General features: G+C 33.6%; 17 protein-coding genes and 1 pseudogene. 11 read left to right on the top strand and 7 right to left on the bottom strand.

Annotated elements, in window-relative coordinates; genetic code table 11:
• The 8 genes and pseudogenes from GBO31_RS11630 to GBO31_RS11595 all read left to right on the top strand — a co-directional run.
• The coding region (locus GBO31_RS11630; protein ID WP_219008514.1) for an SDR family NAD(P)-dependent oxidoreductase at positions 1–294 on the top strand (294 nt) is incomplete at its 5' end.
• A 19-nt stretch (positions 295–313) separates the two neighbouring features.
• Positions 314–1,090 (top strand): enoyl-CoA hydratase/isomerase family protein, encoded by a 777-nt coding sequence (locus GBO31_RS11625; RefSeq protein ID WP_219008513.1) that lies wholly within the window; start codon positions 314–316, stop codon positions 1,088–1,090.
• A 21-nt stretch (positions 1,091–1,111) separates the two neighbouring features.
• Positions 1,112–2,113, top strand: coding sequence for an NADP-dependent oxidoreductase (locus GBO31_RS11620; protein ID WP_219008512.1), 1,002 nt, complete (start codon positions 1,112–1,114; stop codon positions 2,111–2,113).
• Positions 2,114–2,117: 4 nt separating this feature from the next.
• Positions 2,118–3,095, top strand: a complete 978-nt coding sequence (locus tag GBO31_RS11615; protein ID WP_219008511.1) for an NADPH:quinone oxidoreductase family protein — start codon at positions 2,118–2,120, stop codon at positions 3,093–3,095.
• A gap of 22 nt (positions 3,096–3,117) precedes the next feature.
• Positions 3,118–3,855: pseudogene (gene fabG / locus GBO31_RS11610) on the top strand (3-oxoacyl-ACP reductase FabG).
• A gap of 12 nt (positions 3,856–3,867) precedes the next feature.
• Positions 3,868–4,335, top strand: coding sequence for a MaoC family dehydratase (locus tag GBO31_RS11605; protein WP_219008510.1), 468 nt, complete (start codon positions 3,868–3,870; stop codon positions 4,333–4,335).
• Positions 4,336–4,443: 108 nt separating this feature from the next.
• A complete protein-coding gene (locus GBO31_RS11600; RefSeq protein ID WP_219008509.1) occupies positions 4,444–4,758 on the top strand; it encodes a hypothetical protein in 315 nt (104 codons plus the stop codon).
• Between the two features lie 103 nt (positions 4,759–4,861).
• Positions 4,862–5,374, top strand: a complete 513-nt coding sequence (locus GBO31_RS11595) for a ferritin (protein WP_219008508.1) — start codon at positions 4,862–4,864, stop codon at positions 5,372–5,374.
• Between the two features lie 18 nt (positions 5,375–5,392).
• Here GBO31_RS11595 and GBO31_RS11590 read toward each other — a convergent pair whose 3' ends face one another.
• Positions 5,393–7,273: a sensor histidine kinase gene (locus GBO31_RS11590; RefSeq protein ID WP_219008507.1), complete on the bottom strand. Its 1,881-nt coding sequence runs from the start codon at positions 7,271–7,273 to the stop codon at positions 5,393–5,395.
• A gap of 325 nt (positions 7,274–7,598) precedes the next feature.
• Between GBO31_RS11590 and GBO31_RS11585 the strand changes: the two genes are divergently transcribed.
• Positions 7,599–8,075, top strand: a complete 477-nt coding sequence (locus tag GBO31_RS11585; protein WP_219008506.1) for a hypothetical protein — start codon at positions 7,599–7,601, stop codon at positions 8,073–8,075.
• Positions 8,076–8,089: 14 nt separating this feature from the next.
• On the opposite strand, the gene GBO31_RS11580 is transcribed toward GBO31_RS11585, so the two are convergent.
• On the bottom strand, positions 8,090–8,608 hold the full coding sequence (locus tag GBO31_RS11580; protein WP_219008505.1) for a hypothetical protein: 519 nt from the start codon (positions 8,606–8,608) through the stop codon (positions 8,090–8,092).
• Positions 8,609–8,817: 209 nt separating this feature from the next.
• Here GBO31_RS11580 and GBO31_RS11575 point away from each other — a divergent pair, with 209 nt between their 5' ends.
• Positions 8,818–10,125, top strand: coding sequence for an NADase-type glycan-binding domain-containing protein (locus GBO31_RS11575; RefSeq protein ID WP_219008504.1), 1,308 nt, complete (start codon positions 8,818–8,820; stop codon positions 10,123–10,125).
• Between the two features lie 13 nt (positions 10,126–10,138).
• Here GBO31_RS11575 and GBO31_RS11570 read toward each other — a convergent pair whose 3' ends face one another.
• Genes GBO31_RS11570 through hutH form a run of 5 tightly spaced genes read right to left on the bottom strand, consistent with a single transcriptional unit; the run spans position 10,139 to position 16,714 of the window.
• Positions 10,139–10,780 carry a hypothetical protein gene (locus GBO31_RS11570; protein ID WP_219008503.1) on the bottom strand — a complete coding sequence of 214 codons (642 nt, stop codon included), beginning with the start codon at positions 10,778–10,780 and terminating at the stop codon, positions 10,139–10,141.
• 51 nt (positions 10,781–10,831) lie between these two features.
• Complete coding sequence (gene hutG / locus GBO31_RS11565) at positions 10,832–11,785, bottom strand: formimidoylglutamase (protein ID WP_219008502.1); 954 nt, start codon at positions 11,783–11,785, stop codon at positions 10,832–10,834.
• A gap of 52 nt (positions 11,786–11,837) precedes the next feature.
• Positions 11,838–13,841 carry a urocanate hydratase gene (locus GBO31_RS11560; protein ID WP_219008501.1) on the bottom strand — a complete coding sequence of 668 codons (2,004 nt, stop codon included), beginning with the start codon at positions 13,839–13,841 and terminating at the stop codon, positions 11,838–11,840.
• A gap of 42 nt (positions 13,842–13,883) precedes the next feature.
• On the bottom strand, positions 13,884–15,131 hold the full coding sequence (gene hutI / locus GBO31_RS11555; RefSeq protein WP_219008500.1) for an imidazolonepropionase: 1,248 nt from the start codon (positions 15,129–15,131) through the stop codon (positions 13,884–13,886).
• A 2-nt stretch (positions 15,132–15,133) separates the two neighbouring features.
• Positions 15,134–16,714 (bottom strand): histidine ammonia-lyase, encoded by a 1,581-nt coding sequence (gene hutH, locus GBO31_RS11550; RefSeq protein ID WP_219008499.1) that lies wholly within the window; start codon positions 16,712–16,714, stop codon positions 15,134–15,136.
• 85 nt (positions 16,715–16,799) lie between these two features.
• Here hutH and GBO31_RS11545 point away from each other — a divergent pair, with 85 nt between their 5' ends.
• Complete coding sequence (locus GBO31_RS11545; protein ID WP_219008498.1) at positions 16,800–17,681, top strand: LysR family transcriptional regulator; 882 nt, start codon at positions 16,800–16,802, stop codon at positions 17,679–17,681.
• Positions 17,682–17,684: the final 3 nt, after the last annotated feature.

Genomic DNA, 17,684 nt, shown 5'->3' with positions numbered 1-17,684 from the left:
TCTTATAGTGCTAGTAAGTTTGCAGTGGTAGGAATGACAAAGTCCGCAGCTCTAGAATATGCTACTAAAAATATAAGAATTAATGCAGTTTGTCCTGGATATACAGAATCTGCTCTGCTTAACAAATTGTTATCCGTGCGCCCAGATATGGATGAGATGTTAAAAAGCGTAATTCCTATGAAACGATATGGGCAAGCAGAGGAAATTGCAGAAGCGGTAGTGTGGTTAGCCTCTGATACTACCAAATTTATAACAGGACAAACCATTACTTTAGATGGAGGTACATCTTTATAAAGTCTATTAAGTTTTAAGAATGAAAACAATACAAATAGAGAAAAAGAATGAGTACGTCGTTGTCCAGTTAAATCGAGGTAAAGTTAATGCTATTAATCATCAAATGGTAAAGGAGATTAGACAAGTCTTTAATGAATTTGAAAATGATGATAGTGTGAAAGGAGCTATTATTACTGGAATTCCACATTTTTTTACAGCTGGATTAGATGTTATTGAATTGTATAGCTATGACAGACCAAAAATGAATGAGTTTTTTAATGATTTTGGAGGTATGTATATCCAATTAGCTAAATTCAGTAAGCCGTTTATTTGTGCGATTACAGGATATTCTCCAGCAGGAGGATGTGTCATTGCTATTACAGCAGATCATCGAATTATGGCGGCTGGAGAAAAATACACCATTGGTCTAAATGAAGTAGCTGTGAATATTCAGATATCCAGCAATTTAGTTAGAGGATATTCTTATTGGATAGGAGAAGGAAAAGCTAATGAATATATTTTGAGCGGGAAGCTATTAAATGTAGATGAAGCTTTGACATCTGGTTTGGTAAATGAAGTATGTGATATGGAGAATGTAATAGCTAGAGCCGAAATCAAAATGCAACAATATCTTCAAGCAGATCCAGAAATTTTTAAAAATACGAAATATAAGCTTCGTAAGGATTGGTTGGAAAGTATGGAAAATGATCCTAAAATAGATTTAGAACAAGCAATTTCACTATGGTGGAAACCAGAAATACGAAATAGAATGAAAGCTTTTGTAGAAAGTCTTCAGAAAAATAAAGCAGTAAGCTGATAAAGAAATAAAACAATACACATGAACAAACAAATCATCTTAAAGAATAGACCAGAAGGATTACCAGATACAAATACTTGGGAATTACAAAATAATCCAATTCCAGAACCGCAAGAAGGAGAAATTCTTATCAGACACCATTATATTTCCTTAGATCCAGCAATGCGTGGTTGGATGCGAGAAGGAAAATCTTATATACCGCCAGTAGAACTTGACGATGTGATGCGAGCAGGTTCTATAGGAGAAGTAATTAAATCGAATAATCATCCAAAATTTAAAGAAGGTGATTTTTTAACTGGTTGGGGAGGAGTGCAGCAATACACAGTAACAAATGGTGAGAATTGGTATGCTGTGGATCCAGGTTTAGCTCCTTTACCAATGTACATAGGAACTCTTGGTATGCCAGGTATGACAGCTTATTTTGGAATTTTAGAAGTTGGTAAGATTAAAGAAGGAGATACTGTTTTAGTATCCGGAGCAGCGGGAGCTGTTGGTAGTATTGTTGGCCAGATCGCTAAGATAAAAGGATGTCGAGTAATTGGAATAGCTGGAGGTCAAGAAAAATGTAAGTATGTAAAAGAAGTACTTGGGTTTGATGCAGCTATAGATTATAAATCTGAAGAAATTTATGATGCTATAAAAAGAGAGTGTCCTAAAGGGATTGATGTGTATTTTGATAATGTGGGAGGTGAAATTTTGGATGCTGCATTATCAAGACTTCGAATGCATGCGAGAATTGTTATTTGTGGAGCCATTTCTCAATATAATAATATGAATAATGTTCAAGGTCCAAAGAATTATTTGTCATTACTAGTAAATAGGGCTACAATGCAAGGAATGGTTGTAATGGATTATGCCAAAGACTATGGAAAAGCAGCCAAAGAAATGGGAGGATGGCTTGCACAAGGAAAACTAAAGAGTAAAGAAGATGTATATGAGGGAATAGAAAACTTTCATGATACGTTTTTACGTCTTTTTTCTGGAGAAAAAATGGGAAAACTAGTCTTAAAGGTTATTGAATAACAGTATGAAAGCTATAGTGTGTAAAAAATATGGACCTCCTTCTGATTTAGTTTTTGAAGATGTAGCTAATCCAATACCAAAAAAAGACGAAGTGCTAATTCAGGTAAAGGCTTGTGGAGTTAATTTCCCAGATACATTGATCATTCAAGGATTGTATCAATTTAAACCACAATTACCTTTTGTTCCAGGAAGTGATGTTGCGGGAATTGTGAAAGAAGTTGGATCAGAAGTGAACCATTTAAAAGTTAATGATGAGGTTTTTGGATTTGTTATGCAAGGTGGATATGCAGAAGAAGTAGTGGTCCCTGCCAATGTATGCTTTAAAAAACCACCTAAAATGCCGTTTTCAATCGCATCCTCTTTTATGGTAGCTTATGGAACATCTTATCATGCATTAAAGGATCGGGCAAGCATAAAATCCGGAGAAACCTTGTTGGTTTTAGGAGCTTCTGGTGGAGTTGGACTTGCAGCTGTAGAATTGGGTAAATTAATGGGAGCCAAAGTAATAGCGGCAGCTTCATCTGAAGAAAAATTGGAATTGTGTAAACAATATGGAGCGGATGAGGTAATTAATTATGTAAATGAAGATTTAAAATCTAAAGTTAAAGAACTTACAAATAGTAAAGGAGTAGATGTAGTATATGATCCAGTAGGAGGTGACTATTCTGAAATCGCCTTACGATGTATGTCTTGGGAAGGTCGCTATTTGGTTATTGGTTTTGCAGCAGGAACAATTCCTAAAATCCCTTTGAATTTAACTTTGCTTAAAGGGTGCTCTATAGTAGGAGTGTTTTGGGGAAGTTTCGCTATGAAAAGCCCCAAAGAGAATTTGGGAAACACCATGCAATTAATGAAATGGTTAGGAGAAGAAAAGCTAAGGCCTCATATTCATAAAGTATATGAATTAAATGAAGCTCCTAATGCTTTAGAAGAAATGATGCATCGCAAAGTGAAAGGCAAAGTTGTAATTCAATGTTCTTAATAATTATGAATATAATTAAAGTATGAGATTAAAAGACAAAGTAGCCGTTATAACTGGTGGAGCCAGAGGAATAGGGAAAGCAGTTGCTCAATTGTTTGCAAGTGAAGGAGCGATCGTGATTATTTAGGATCTTTTAGTAGATGGACAAAATATAGCAAATGAGATTTCGAAGCAAGGGCTTGTGGCAGAATTTACCAATATTTCTGTAACAGATAAAAATGCGATAGAAACTGAAGCCGAAAGAATTTATAAACGATATGGAAAAATAGATATTCTTATCAATAACGCAGGTATAACCAAAGATCGTACATTGCATAAAATGAGCGAAGTAGAATGGGATGCCGTTATAGATGTAAATCTGAAAGGGGTTTTTCTCTGTACTCAGGTAATCTCAAAGTATATGAAAGATGCAGGATATGGGCGAATAGTCTCTGCAGCTTCTAATGTAGGCCTTCGAGGAAATTTTGGGCAAACAAATTATGCTGCAACGAAAGCTGGAGTAATTGCAATGTCCAAAACTTGGACCATGGAACTGGGGAAATACGGTATTACAGCCAATGCGTTAGCGCCTGGATTTACCTTAACGGAAATGACAGATCAAATCCCTAAAGAACATATTGATGGGATAAAATCTCAAATACCTTTACAAAAAGCAGCGATACCTATGGATATTGCGTATGGATATTTATATTTGGCTTCTGATGAAGCTTCCTATGTGTCAGGAATTTGTTTGACAATAGATGGAGGCATTTCTAGATAGCACAATAAATATATGAAGCAACTTATTTGTAAAAATTTTGAAGAGTTTAAAACTCATTTAGGGGAAACATTACCAATAGGGCAATGGATTACAGTAACTCAGGAAATGATTAATTCTTTTGCAGATGCAACACAAGATTATCAATGGCTACATGTGGATTTAGATCGTATTGAAAAGGAATCTCCTTTTAAGAAACCTATTGCGCATGGTTTTATGTCAATTTCACTTCTGTCTAAGATGTTAATGGACCTTGTTGTTGTAGAAAGTTTGGAGATGGGAGTGAATTACGGACTTAATAAAGTGAGGTTCCCTCATCCAGTGTTGGTCGATAGTAAATTACGATTGCATAGTAGTATATCCCAAATAGAGCCATATACGAAAAAAGGATTGAGAATAACGTGGGATTGTTCTGTCGAAATTGAAGGTGCAAGAAAACCTGCTTGCGTAGCAGAATTTGTTTCGTTAATGTTTGAGCGATAGCCCGCGTGTAGTTCTTGTTTTTTAAATTTAATAGAGGTAATCACGATGTAAATTTGTTATTTATATTTGGAATAGATCTAAATAAACTTTAGTTTTGCTTCCAGAACTATGGAATTATTATTTGCCTCAAAATATTATACGTCTTATCAGTCTTCCGAAGACCAATGTTTTTATATTGATTTTGGACATAAATTGGTTGAAGTTTCATTTTGCCAATTATTAAGTCTTCGATACAAAGCAAAACAGCTTTCTACCAGCGAACATCTGGAATATATGCTTAATCATAGTGATACAACATTGTTATCTTTCTGCGATAAAAAACATGTTTTACTACTAGATACTTTACAAATTTTGGATTTCGTTGATCTAATTAACGGAACATTTGCTATGATCGAACTGAATGACATCCTTGTGATCGCTTAATCTTACTTATATTTAGACTTTTTATAAATTGATCTTACGTCTATATTGTCTTTCCTTTTTTGATTAATTTTAGATAAAAATTAATTGACAAAACACACGAAAGATGGAAAATATAGCAAGAAAACAGATCAGTATTAATTTAGAAGTAATGGATTTGCTTAATGAGCAAATTGTCAAGGAGCAGCATGCATCTTCAGTGTATTTAGCAATGGCTTCATGGTGTGATCAAAAAGGACTATTTAAAAGTGCGGACTTTTTCTATAAACAATCCGAAGAAGAGAGAGAGCATATGATGAAGATTTTTAAGTTTATCAATGATGCTGGTGGAGCTGCCTTTTCTCCAGAAGTATCTAATTTATCTAATGCGCATGAGTATACCTCATTAAAAGAAGTTTTTGAGGCCACCTTAGAACATGAAATAAGTGTAACTAAATCTATTTATAATATTGTTGCAAAATGTAGAAAAGTAAATGATTTTGGTACCGAAAATTTCCTTCAGTGGTTTGTAGCAGAGCAGTTAGAAGAGGAGCAAACAATAAGAGATATTCTTGATATGATAGATCTTATGGAGGACATGCCTTTACAATTCATTGATGAAAGAATTCCAACAGAATAATTTGATTTTTTTATTTTACTATTCCTTTTTATAAGGAATAGTAAAATAGAATATAGTTCCAATATCCTTAGTACTATCTAACCAAATTTCTCCACCTAACATTTCACTATAGGCTCTTGCTATAGATAAACCGATTCCTGCACCTTCGATCGCATAATTATTCTCGATATCTGCTTGTACAAAACGTTCAAAAATAACTTTTTGTCGATCCTTAGCTATTCCCATACCTGTATCTTTTACATAAAATTGTAAAAACTCATCTTGTAATTCATAACCAAAAGAAACAGATCCTTCTGGAGTATATTTAAGTGCATTTTTCACTAGGTTCGTAAGGATGGCATTGAACTTTTCTTTATCCGTTTGAACAAGCGATTTTTCATCTGGTAATCCATTTTTAAAAGACAATTCTAAATCTTTTCTATCTGCTTCAGGCTTGAAAAAATTATATAAATAAGTTACTTGCTCATTGATATTAACTTCAGATAGGAATACTTTTACTTGTCCGGATTCAATTTTAGAAATATCAATAATATCTCTTATAATGTTTAACATCCTAGCTCCACTTTCTTCAATAAGACTAATGTATAGTTGTTGTTCATCTCCAGTAAGCACAGGTTCTTTAAGTAGTTCAGCAAAACCTAAGATTCCATTCATTGGTGTTCGGATTTCATGACTCATATTGGCAAGAAATGCTGACTTTAATCGATCACTTTCTTCGGCTTTATCTTTTAGTTTGTTAAGTTCAATTTCATAGAGTTTTAAATCGGTTATGTCTGTTGTAGTACCAACATACCCAATTACTTCTTGTTTTTCGTTATACTCAGGAATAGCTTGTCCTAATACCCACTTGATAGTACCATCAGGTCGTAGGAATCGATATTCTGCATGTGAGGAGTCTCTACTTTTGGCATCTTGATACCAACCAGCCTTTAGTTTCTTTTGGTCATCTGGATGAACCGCCTTAAGCCAACCGTCATTCATAGCTTCTTGTTGGGAAATTCCTGATATTTCACACCACTTTTCATTAACAAAAGTCGTTTTTCCATTTGCCTTAGTCATGAATATTCCTACTGGAGAAATATCAGTAAGTGTTTGATATCTATTTTCACTTAATTGAATAACTTTTTCCGCTTCTTCAAATTTTTGACGATAGGTTAGCGAGTGATATACATCTTTAAAGGTTGAATAGCTATTTTCGGTAACTTCTTTTTGTGCGTATTTTAAATAAATCGTAAAAATAACTCCATAGTAAAAGCTCATGGTAATTTTAGATGCTAAACCAGAAATCAGAAAAGAAATCATATTTCCATCATTCCAAAAACCAACAACACTAAATAAAACTGCATCAAAAACCAGAATAGTAAGCATTGTAAAGAAAACACGGAAAAATAAATTCTGTATGTATTTAGATATGAATTCGAATATAAAAATTAGTAATATAGAGTCAATAAATAATAAAACAGTTCCGTAAACTAATAGAAATACGTTGGTGTTGAAAAAATCAGATATCATTTGAAAGGATACCTGATGTATTTTTGAATCCTGAAGATTAATACTAAACAACAATAGTAGAATTACAATCATAAGATTTGCAATAACTAATGCATATATAAGTCTTCTGGTTAGCAATGCATCCTCTTTGATATAAAATACTAAAACGGTAAACAAAGTAACAGAAAAAAGAACCGAAGAGCCAGGAGAAACCGTGATACCATCATAAACTTCGAAATACATGGTAGTCGCAGTAAAAACCTGAATAAACTGAAACATTCCCAATGCTGTAAATAGCAAGCCATTACCAGTAACTTTACGGAAATGAAATAGTGCCAATACCAATGATGAAACAACTAATCCTTGAAGGAGAAAAACCGATATTTGATAAAAATTAATAGCTTCCATAAAACATAAATAGTCATCTTAACTTTCAAAATAATGAAAGAAGTTTCTCAGATTATTGGCAAAAAAACCCTCAAGATGATCGATTTGTGTGTATCTGTTAAGAGAAATTGGTTGTTAGTGTACTTTCCGAAGATACAAAAGTATTTATATTTTACTGGGGTAGAAAAGCAAGTTTTTTAAGATATATTGAATTATCTATTTTAATAGTTTAATAGTGGTATGTATTCATAGGTTTTTTGTATTTTTAAGCGGAAAATTTAGTCATTGAAATTAATGTTGAATTTTCTCAATCACACTAACTTTTATAACCTTTAAATAAATAACAATGGGGATTTTTTTAGGCACTTACGTTCCAGAATTAGGAATGAGTCCGGATTCGGAGATATGCCATACTTTTGTATACAGATGGTTAATTGCTAATGGCAATTTTACAGGAGAATATCCAGATCCTTTGCAGAATGTTTCTTTTATAGATGCAGAACGCTTCTTTTTTCCTGATATGGGTATACCAGCAAGGGTAGGAGGAGTAGTTCAGGTAAGAGCAAACTCGGTAATTGGATTTTGGGATCATGTAGGACATTTACAACACTCAATGTTGGCTATAACTCCAACATCATGGGTTGGAGCGAACAATACAGGATGTTTTGGAGTAAAAGGAGGAAGAACGCAAATAGATGATGTTGATGAGTTAGTTCATAATTCTCAGAGCCATTTTGGATGGGTCGGAGATGATAATAATTGGCAAGGTCAGTTTCAAGGTTTGACAGTGACTTACAGAGATCTTCCAACAAGAGTTTTTTAAATATGAAGTATTGTTTACATGATTTTTTGTAAATAGGTGTAGATGAAAAATAACATCGCTGCTAGTATAGCACAAATAGTAAATAAAAGGATTCGTTTTGGATCCTTTTCTTTTTTTTGGTTAATGATTTTTAATGCACTAAGCATTCTGTCCTTTTCAAAAAATAATAAAATAAAAAGAATAGCAAGAAAAACGATTGCGTTTACAGTAGCGCCCGTTTTCACCTGATAAAAAATATCAAATAACACAATATTGAGCATGATAGGAATTAACAGAAGGGTTCCGATAATTTTTGTTCTATGAAATAGTAGAAATAAAGCTCCTGTTACTTGCAATGCTCCAATAATAATAGGTAATGTTTGTGTGTATCCAAAAAAAGACCACATTAACTCCATACCAGATAATTCACTCACCAATTTATTCGGAAAACCATTATTATTCCTGAATTGTAAGGGCTTTGCCGCCCCATATACAAAAATGAAAAAGGCTACAAAATATCGTAAGGTACGTTCAATAATTTTTTGAAAAGTCATAACGGGTACATTTAAAGATTAGACGATTCGGTAAGGTGGTTGTTACTTGGAAAAGTTTATATTTTAATTTTAATAATTAATGAACATCATAAAGCCCTGTTTTCCGGGTTTCTAATAGTTGTTTAAAATGATATTTTTGGTAAAGCAATTTTTTTAAATACTGAGTTTCAGTCTTTAATTAATTATTTTAAAATCAATATGTTAGGAATATGAGGTGTATAAGATTGTTCGTAAATGTTGTTTCGTGTATAGTAATGTTGAGTTGCGGTACAGATAAAAAAGAATTTCAAAATGTGATTAATGATAAAAAGGATAGTACATATTTAGCAAACACATTTCCAATTGAAAAGAAAGAAGAGGATGTAGTATCAAAAAAAAGAGATATTTCTTCATATCCTTTGTTTGCTTTGGTTAAAAATGTAAAAGCTTCTTCTTTTTTAAAGTCATCGAATCTCCCTCGATTTTCATATCACCCAACCAATTTGTATGATAGATCTTTAAATAGCGCATGGTTTGAAGGTGTAGAGGGAGATGGAATAGGAGAGTATTTTGAAATAAATTTCTTTACTCCAATTAATATTTATTCCATCACCTTGAGCAATGGATATGGAAAATCTAAATCCCTATTTCAAAAAAATGGAGCTGTTAAGGAGTTGGAAGTGTTAACAGATGGTTATCATAAACCCAAGACGCTTATGCTTCAAAATACGTTAGAAGCTCAGCAACTTGAGCTCTATTTTGAAAATGTAACAACAATTAGGTTTACAATTAGGTCTGTATACCCCGGTACAAAATACCAGGATACTGGTATTTCTGAAATAACTCTTGAAAGTCAACTTTCAACGGATCTTGATGAGGGTATTTCTCAGACAGAATTCGATTCTTTGTATAAGTATTATGAAGTATATCAGCATGGGGATTATGACAATCCAAAACATGATATGATTCATAATTTATCTCCATACCAGTTTAATCAGTTCTTATCAATGGCTTTTGATGAACCTTATTCAAATGCGGATATGGGAGATAGATTGCACTTAATTACTGAGGAAGTGTTAAGAAATAGTAGTCTGATACCAGTGTTTTTAAATATCGCAACAAAGAAAAATAAAAGTGTGTTTTATGAATACGCTAATAGAGATCCTTATGTCTATTTAACAGAAAAAATATGGGGTAATCATCCTTCTGGCATTCCTTTCTTAAGGCAAATCATGTTTTCTAGGACTTATGAAAAAGAATTTCATTTTTTAAGAATGGGAGATACTAGAGTAGTGCCGAGATATCTAAATTTGGTGCAGTATGAAGGAATATGGCATGAGGCTTGCTGCGAAATGATGCCTTCAGAAATTCTTACTTTAAAAGGAGATTGGTATACTTCTTTGAAGGTTCATAGGTTTTTAGAGAAGTATTCAGAAATGGGTAAAAGTGATGATAACTCCCAGGATTTTTCTGTTTTTGCAGAACTGTCTAAGGCGAAAGACTCTCTTTATAAACGTTACGGAGAATATGGTGGATAAGTATAACTTTGATTTATGTGGTTTTAAGAGCTATTTTTCTTCTCCAAAAAGTAACGAATAGTAATGTAATTACTGATGGGCTTAACCAAACCCACAAAGTGCTTGAATCTAGTGCTGCTAATAAAAATGCTGTAACAGCAGCTCCAAAGGCACCAGACATCTTCCCAAGATGGTTTGATAAATATGCCTTAGGATTTGTTTTAAAGGTTTTATAGAGTTTTATGTCTCTTATCGTAGCCATAATACCAAAACCTCCAAAAAAGAAAAATAAAGTGCTCTTAGGGATCTCATTAATACGATAATAGATACCGGTAACAATCATACCAATGAAAACCAATCCCATAATAGACGTAATTACAATATCAATAATTCCTAATGTATGATTCTTTTTGAATTTAAGTACTCGATTTCCAGATATTACTAAGTAAATTGTGAAAATAGAAAGCAGATGTAATAATAAATTTTCATGGTTCGGCAATAGGGTAATGGGAATAGCAATTAAGGAGCTGATGAACATGCTCACTGAAAAGATTATTCCTCCTTTTTTGTGATAAAACCTTCCTTTTTTTCCAATAATACTTATGAATCCAGATACTAATCCGATACTACCAAAAAAAGCATGAATATATATGAGTATTGTTGCGGTTTGTTCCATTTGAACTGGTTAATAAGCATAAAGATAGAGTAAAGGGATAAGAAAAAGGATTTACAGAGAAGAAATATATTTCATAATGTAATAAACAAGTCGGGCAGCTAGTCTAGCAGTACAATTATCTATGTCATAACTAGGGTTAAGTTCTACAATATCAGCACTAACTAGTTTATTGGACTTACATATTTGCTCAATTGATCTTAGTGCAATATCTGGAGAAAATCCAAATGCGGAAGGAGCACTAACTCCAGGAGCGTACGCCGAAGAAAAACCATCTAAATCAATAGTCAAATAAACGTGATCCACTGATGCAATAAAATTATTAATTACAACGCTTACTCGATCTGTATTCTCTATGTTGAATTCTGTATTTTTTATGTATTCAACATTGAACTTGTGAGCAGTATCGAATAGTATTTTGTTATTGGACTCTTCTTGAATACCTAGGCATAGGTATTTGAAACGATCGTTTTCTTTTGCAATTTGATAGAATGGAGTGCCTGAATTTCCTTTATCATTAGGTATCCTTAAATCGAAATGAGCATCTAAATTAATGATTCCAATTGTAGTATTTTGATAATGTCTTTTAATTCCATTATAATGTGCGTATGCTAAATCATGACCACCACCCAACAGTATATTAAAATATTTATTATCAATTAATTGTGATATTTTATCTGAAGTAATACTTTGTATGTTTTCAAGATCATTTTCATTACAAAAAATAGTTCCAGCATCGATGAGTTTGGCGTTGTTTTTTAGATGATTAGATAGTGGGGCTATCATTTTACGAATAATATCAGGAGCAGATGCAGTACCTATACGTCCAAGATTTCTTTTTACACCTTCTTCACAAGCGTATCCAAGGAAAGAAAACCCAATAGATTGATGTTTTGGAAGCTCTTCTTTTTCTATATCTATACAACTTATTTTTTCATGTAAATATAGCTCTTGATTGGATTTTCTTCCAGTCCAGATATCTGCAGTTGTCTTTTTGTAACTATTCATTTTTTAATCTAAATTGAGATTTAAGTTCCTTGAAATTTTGAATGATTTTAAGTTAAAATAATTTTTCTAAAATATTGTTTTCTAATTTATTAGGAAGTGTTACTTTAAGTTTTGATATACGTTTCATTTCTCTTTTGATTGCGAAGATAGCTTCTTCATTTCTTGCCCAACTTCTTCTTGAAATACCGTTATTAACATCGTAAAAGAGCATATTGTTTAGTTTTTTAGAAGCTTCATCAGTGCCGTCTAATAAAAGTCCAAAACCCCCATTGATAACTTCTCCCCAACCTACACCACCACCGTTATGAATAGAAATCCAGGTTGCTCCTCTAAAACTATCTCCGATTACATTGTGTATAGCCATATCAGCAGTAAATTTGCTTCCATCATAAATATTACTGGTTTCTCTATATGGAGAATCTGTACCACTAACATCGTGATGATCTCTTCCTAGAACAATAGGAGCAGATATTTCACCTGATTTAATAGCCTTATTAAACGCCTCAGCGATTTTTATCCTTCCTTCGGCATCTGCATATAGAATTCTGGCTTGGGAGCCTACAACGAGCTTATTTTCATTTGCCTCCTCAATCCAAGTGATGTTGTCTTGCATTTGTTGTTGGATTTCTTCAGGAGCTTCTAATTTTATTTCCTGCATTACCTTAATTGCAATTTGATCGGTTTTGTTCAAGTCTGAAGGATTTCCTGAAGTACAGACCCATCGAAATGGTCCAAAACCATAATCAAAACACATAGGACCTAAAATATCCTGAACATATGATGGATATTTAAAATCGATCATATTATCACTCATAACATCCGCTCCTGCTCTTGAAGCTTCTAATAGAAAAGCATTTCCATAGTCAAAGAAATAAGTTCCTCTATCAGTATGCTTGTTAATGGCATTCGCATGTCTTTTAAGAGATTCCTGAACTTTGGTTTTAAAGTCTTCCGGATTATTTGCTATCATTTCATTAGCCTGTTCATAGCTCATATCTACTGGATAGTATCCGCCAGACCATGGATTGTGCAAAGATGTTTGATCGGAGCCAAGATGTATGTAAATGTTCTCTTCATAAAAACGTTCCCAAACATCAACTACATTTCCCTTATAAGCTATAGATACTACTTCGATGCTTTTGATAGCTTCTTTGGTACGATCTACTAAATCATCTAAATTGTCAATAATTTCATCAACCCAACCTTGTTGATGTCGCTTTTCGGCGGCTGCAGGATTTACTTCAGCGCAGATGGTTATGCATTTGGCAATGTTACCAGCTTTTGGTTGAGCTCCACTCATTCCTCCTAAACCAGCAGTTAAAAATATTTTACCGGCTGTAGTTTCTCCTGATTTTAAGGTTTTCCGAAAAGCATTCATCACTGTAATCGTAGTTCCATGGACAATACCTTGCGGACCGATATACATATAGCTACCAGCAGTCATTTGCCCGTATTGCGTAACGCCGAGAGCATTATACTTTTCCCAATCATCAGGTTTTGAATAGTTTGGAATCATCATTCCATTTGTAACAACTACTCTTGGAGCTTCTTTTGAAGAAGGAAAGAGTCCCATCGGATGTCCGGAATACATATGCAGTGTCTGCTCATCTGTCATAGTTGCTAAATAATGCATGGTGAGTAGGTATTGGGCCCAATTCYGAAATACTGCACCGTTACCTCCATAGGTTATAAGTTCATATGGATGCTGTGCTACTGCAGGATCCAAATTATTTTGTATCATCAGCATGATACCGGCAGCTTGGATTGTATTTGCAGGATATTCATGTATGGGTCTTGCGTGTATTTCATAATCTGGTATGAATCGAAACATATAGATTCTTCCATATTCATTTAGTTCATCAAGAAATTCTGGGGCTAACTCTTTATGCCATTCCGTAGGAAAGTATCTTAAAGCATTTTTAATTGCTAATTTCTTTTCATCAATAGATAGTATTTGTTTTCGTTTAGGTGCTCGGCTAATATTAGGGGCTAATTTTTTTTTAGAAGGAAGAGAGTCAGGAATACCTGCTAAAATTTGTTCTTTGAATGTAGTCATGTTGATATGATTAACTTATAATAGTTAATAGTTGTTTTTTAGTTATTTTGAATACACTATTTCTCCGTGTTTCCATACTTGAGAAGGAGTGATTTTACCTTGATGATATAATATTTCATTATAATGATTTGACGAGAATAGACAGAAGTCTGCTAGCATTTTGGGAGCTAACTTACCACGATCTTCTAACTTCAATGCAGCTGCTGCTCTATAGGTAATACCAGCCAAAACCTCTGCATTGCTCAGTTTTTGAAAAGTTCCGAGGATGCAAGCTTGCGTTAATAGATCTCCCATTGGTGCTGATCCGGGATTCCAATCACTTGCTATAGCCAACGCTCCACCTTTATCTAAAATTTTTCTAGCAGGAGTAAAGTCACATCCTAAACCAATAGAAGCTCCTGGCAATGCAACGGCTATGGTGTTGCTAGTCGCAAGTTTTAGTATTTCTTCTTCCTTACTCGCTTCCAGATGATCTGCACTAATAGCTCCTACTTTTACAGCTATTTCACTACCATCCGTTGTAAATTGATCAGCATGGACCGTTATGTCAAATCCCATTTCTATAGCTCTCCTGAAATAAGGTTCTATTTGTTCTTTAGAAAATGCACTTTGCTCTACAAATGCATCAATTCTATTAGAAAGATTTTCAGTTTTAAGAATAGGAAACAACTTTGAAGCTATTTCATTAAGATATGTTTCGTGATCTCCATTGTAATCTCTTGGCAGCATATGAGCAGCTAAGCATGTTGCTATAAGATCTGATTCTGTGTTTGTATTTGCTTGACTGATGGCTCGAAGCATTTTTAATTCTTCTTCAACTGAAAGACCATAACCACTCTTTACTTCTACAGTAGTAATACCATTTTTAAGTAAGGAATTAGCTCTTTTAATGACCGAGTGACACAATTCTTCTTGACTGGCAGCTCTGGTTTTAGTAACTGTATCCCAAATACCACCGCCAGCTTCAGCAATTTCTAAATATGTTTTTCCAGCGTTACGCATAGCATAATCATTAGCTCTCGATCCAGAAAAACAAATATGCGTATGAACATCAATAAATCCGGGAAGGCATATATAGTCTGATTGTAATTCTATTATTTCCGCATTTAGTTCAAATGCTATTCTTTTTATAGTATCAAAATCTCCAATAGAATGGATATGTCCCTCTTCAATCAGTATTCCGGCGTTTTTAATAATTGGTAGTTCACTATCTTTTAAAGCGCCTTTCAAGGGAATACTATCCATCGATAGTAATTGTGTAATAGGGCCAATTAATTTATACTTTTCCATAATTAATAAGATTCGAATAAAGAAGAAAACTTTGTTTCTAAAGATAACTTCTTATCTAAAGTTGTATCATTTGCCAGGGTTATAATTGTCTTGTTTTTAACAATATCAATCCCTTTTTCTATATCATCAGCAAAAACTCGATCTTTTTCTGCAAAAGTCACTTTGGTACGAACCATCTGATGTATTTTATCTAAAATAGGTCCAGATTTCATTGGTTTCCGATATTCAAAAGCTTGTGCAGCAGTCAAAAGTTCAATCGCTAATATTTTTTCTACATTTTCAATTACTCTAAGGGCTTTTCGTCCTCCAATAGATCCCATACTCACATGATCCTCTTGGCCTAAAGAAGTAGGAATGCTATCTGCACTAGATGGAAAACATAATCCCTTATTTTCGCTTGCTAATGCCGCTGTCGTATATTGTAGAATCATGTATCCAGAATTGATACCAGTATCATCCATTAATAATTTAGGAACTCCAGGAGAATTTCCTTCTAAAGCTAAGTATATGCGACGATCTGAAATATTTCCTATTTCAGATGCTGCGATACATGCATAATCTATAGCCATTGCTAAAGGTTGTCCATGAAAATTACCTCCACTAATAGTTAGTTCTTCGTCTATTATGATTGGGTTATCCGTTACCGAATTTAATTCCACTTCTAGTAACTCCTTAAGATGAAGCCAAGCATTTCTAGAAGCACCATGTACTTGAGGAATGCATCTTAAAGAATATGGATCTTGAACACGATCACAATCAATATGATCTTCCATAATTTCCGAACCTTTTAATAAAGATTTTACTCTAGAAGCTACATGAATAGTACCTTTGAAGGGTCTTAATTCATGTAATTCATTGTAAAAAGGTTTTACGGAGCCTTGAAGTCCTTCTATCATCATTGCACCAATAATGTCTGCTTGAGAAAGACAGCTATGTAATTTTTCAACCACTTTTACTGCATGTGCAGCAATGAATTGTGTTCCGTTAATAAGCGCTAAACCTTCTTTAGGACCTAAATCAATGGACTCTAAACTGTTAATTTTAAATAATTCAGAAGTGTTTATCTCTTTGTTCTTGTAAATCACTTTTCCTAATCCAATAAGTGGTAGAAAAAGATGAGAGAGTGGAGCTAGATCTCCAGAGGCGCCCACTGATCCTTGAGAAGGAACCACCGGAATAGCATCATTATCAATATGCCATAAGATACGATCCATTGTAGTTTCTGAAATTCCTGAATATCCTTTTGCGAGTGATTGTAATTTTAAAATCAACATTAGTTTGCTAATTTCAGTATCAATAGGTTCTCCAACGCCTACGCTATGACTCTGCAGTATATTTGACTGCAATATTTTGGTTTCTTCTTTAGAAATCATTGTCGTACATAGTGGTCCAAAACCCGTATTAATTCCATAAACAGGATGACCTGTTTCAACAATATTTTCAACAACTTTTCTGCTGTTTTTGATTTTTTCTCTTGAGTTTTTGGAAATAATCCCTTTTATTTCTCCTCTCGCTATTTGTATAGCTTTTCCTGCAGTTAGGTAGCCTTCTCCGAATTGAAAGTGTGATAATATATCTGACATTTTGTATTGCTCTTAATTTGTGTATATAAAGGTAATATGTATTTTTGATACTTATAAATACTAATTTTGTCAATGATTAATAACTATGGGTTATCAGTTAGAACTTAGACACTTTACCTATTTTTTGGCAGTTGCAGAAGAGTTGCATTTTAGAAAGGCTGCAGAAAGGTTGTTTATTTCGCAACCGGGATTGAGTCGGCAGATTAAACAAATGGAGGAAATTATTGGTGCAGAACTTTTTATTAGGAATAAGAGAAATGTTAGTTTAACTGCAGCCGGTGTTTATTTAAAAAAAGAAATCACTTACATTTTTAATCATATTGATTTTACGATAAAACAGACAAAGCTTATTGATAAAGGTAGTGAAGGAGAGGTACGCATTGGGTTTTTAGGTTCTGCAATGCAAACAGTAATACCTGATTTTTTGATAAAATCAAATAAAGACTTTCCTAAAATTCAATTTAGTTTAGAAGAAATGTCTAATTATGATCAGGTAAAAGCCATTGTAAATGATGATTTGGACATAGGATTTGTGAGGTTAGCTCGAGTTCCGGATGGTATCACTATTAAACGTGTGCAAACTGATACATTTTCTTTGGTCTTACCGAAAGCACATTTTTTGGAGAAGGAAAACTTCATTAGTGTAGCACAAGTAGCTACGGAACATTTTGTTTTGTTTTCTTCAGATTATAGTTCTATATACTTTGATAAGATTATGAGTATTTGTGAAGATCAGAAGTTTACACCGATAGTATCTCATAAATCAGTGCATGCTCAAACTATATTTAAGTTGGTAGAAAGTGGTTTAGGTGTCGCTATTGTTCCTACTTCTTTGCAATATGGTTTTGATTTGGATGTGAAATTTTTAGAAATACCCAACATACCTCAAAGGGCCGAGTTATCTGTAATTTGGAAAGAGGATAATCGCAATCCTGCTTTAGAAAAAGTAAAAATGTTAATGTCGTAAAAT

The sequence above is a fragment of the Aquimarina litoralis genome, from assembly GCF_019295435.1.
GTDB lineage: Bacteria > Bacteroidota > Bacteroidia > Flavobacteriales > Flavobacteriaceae > Aquimarina > Aquimarina litoralis_A.
Note: the sequence above shows the minus strand (reverse complement) of the source record. Positions and strands in the feature narration are given on the sequence as shown.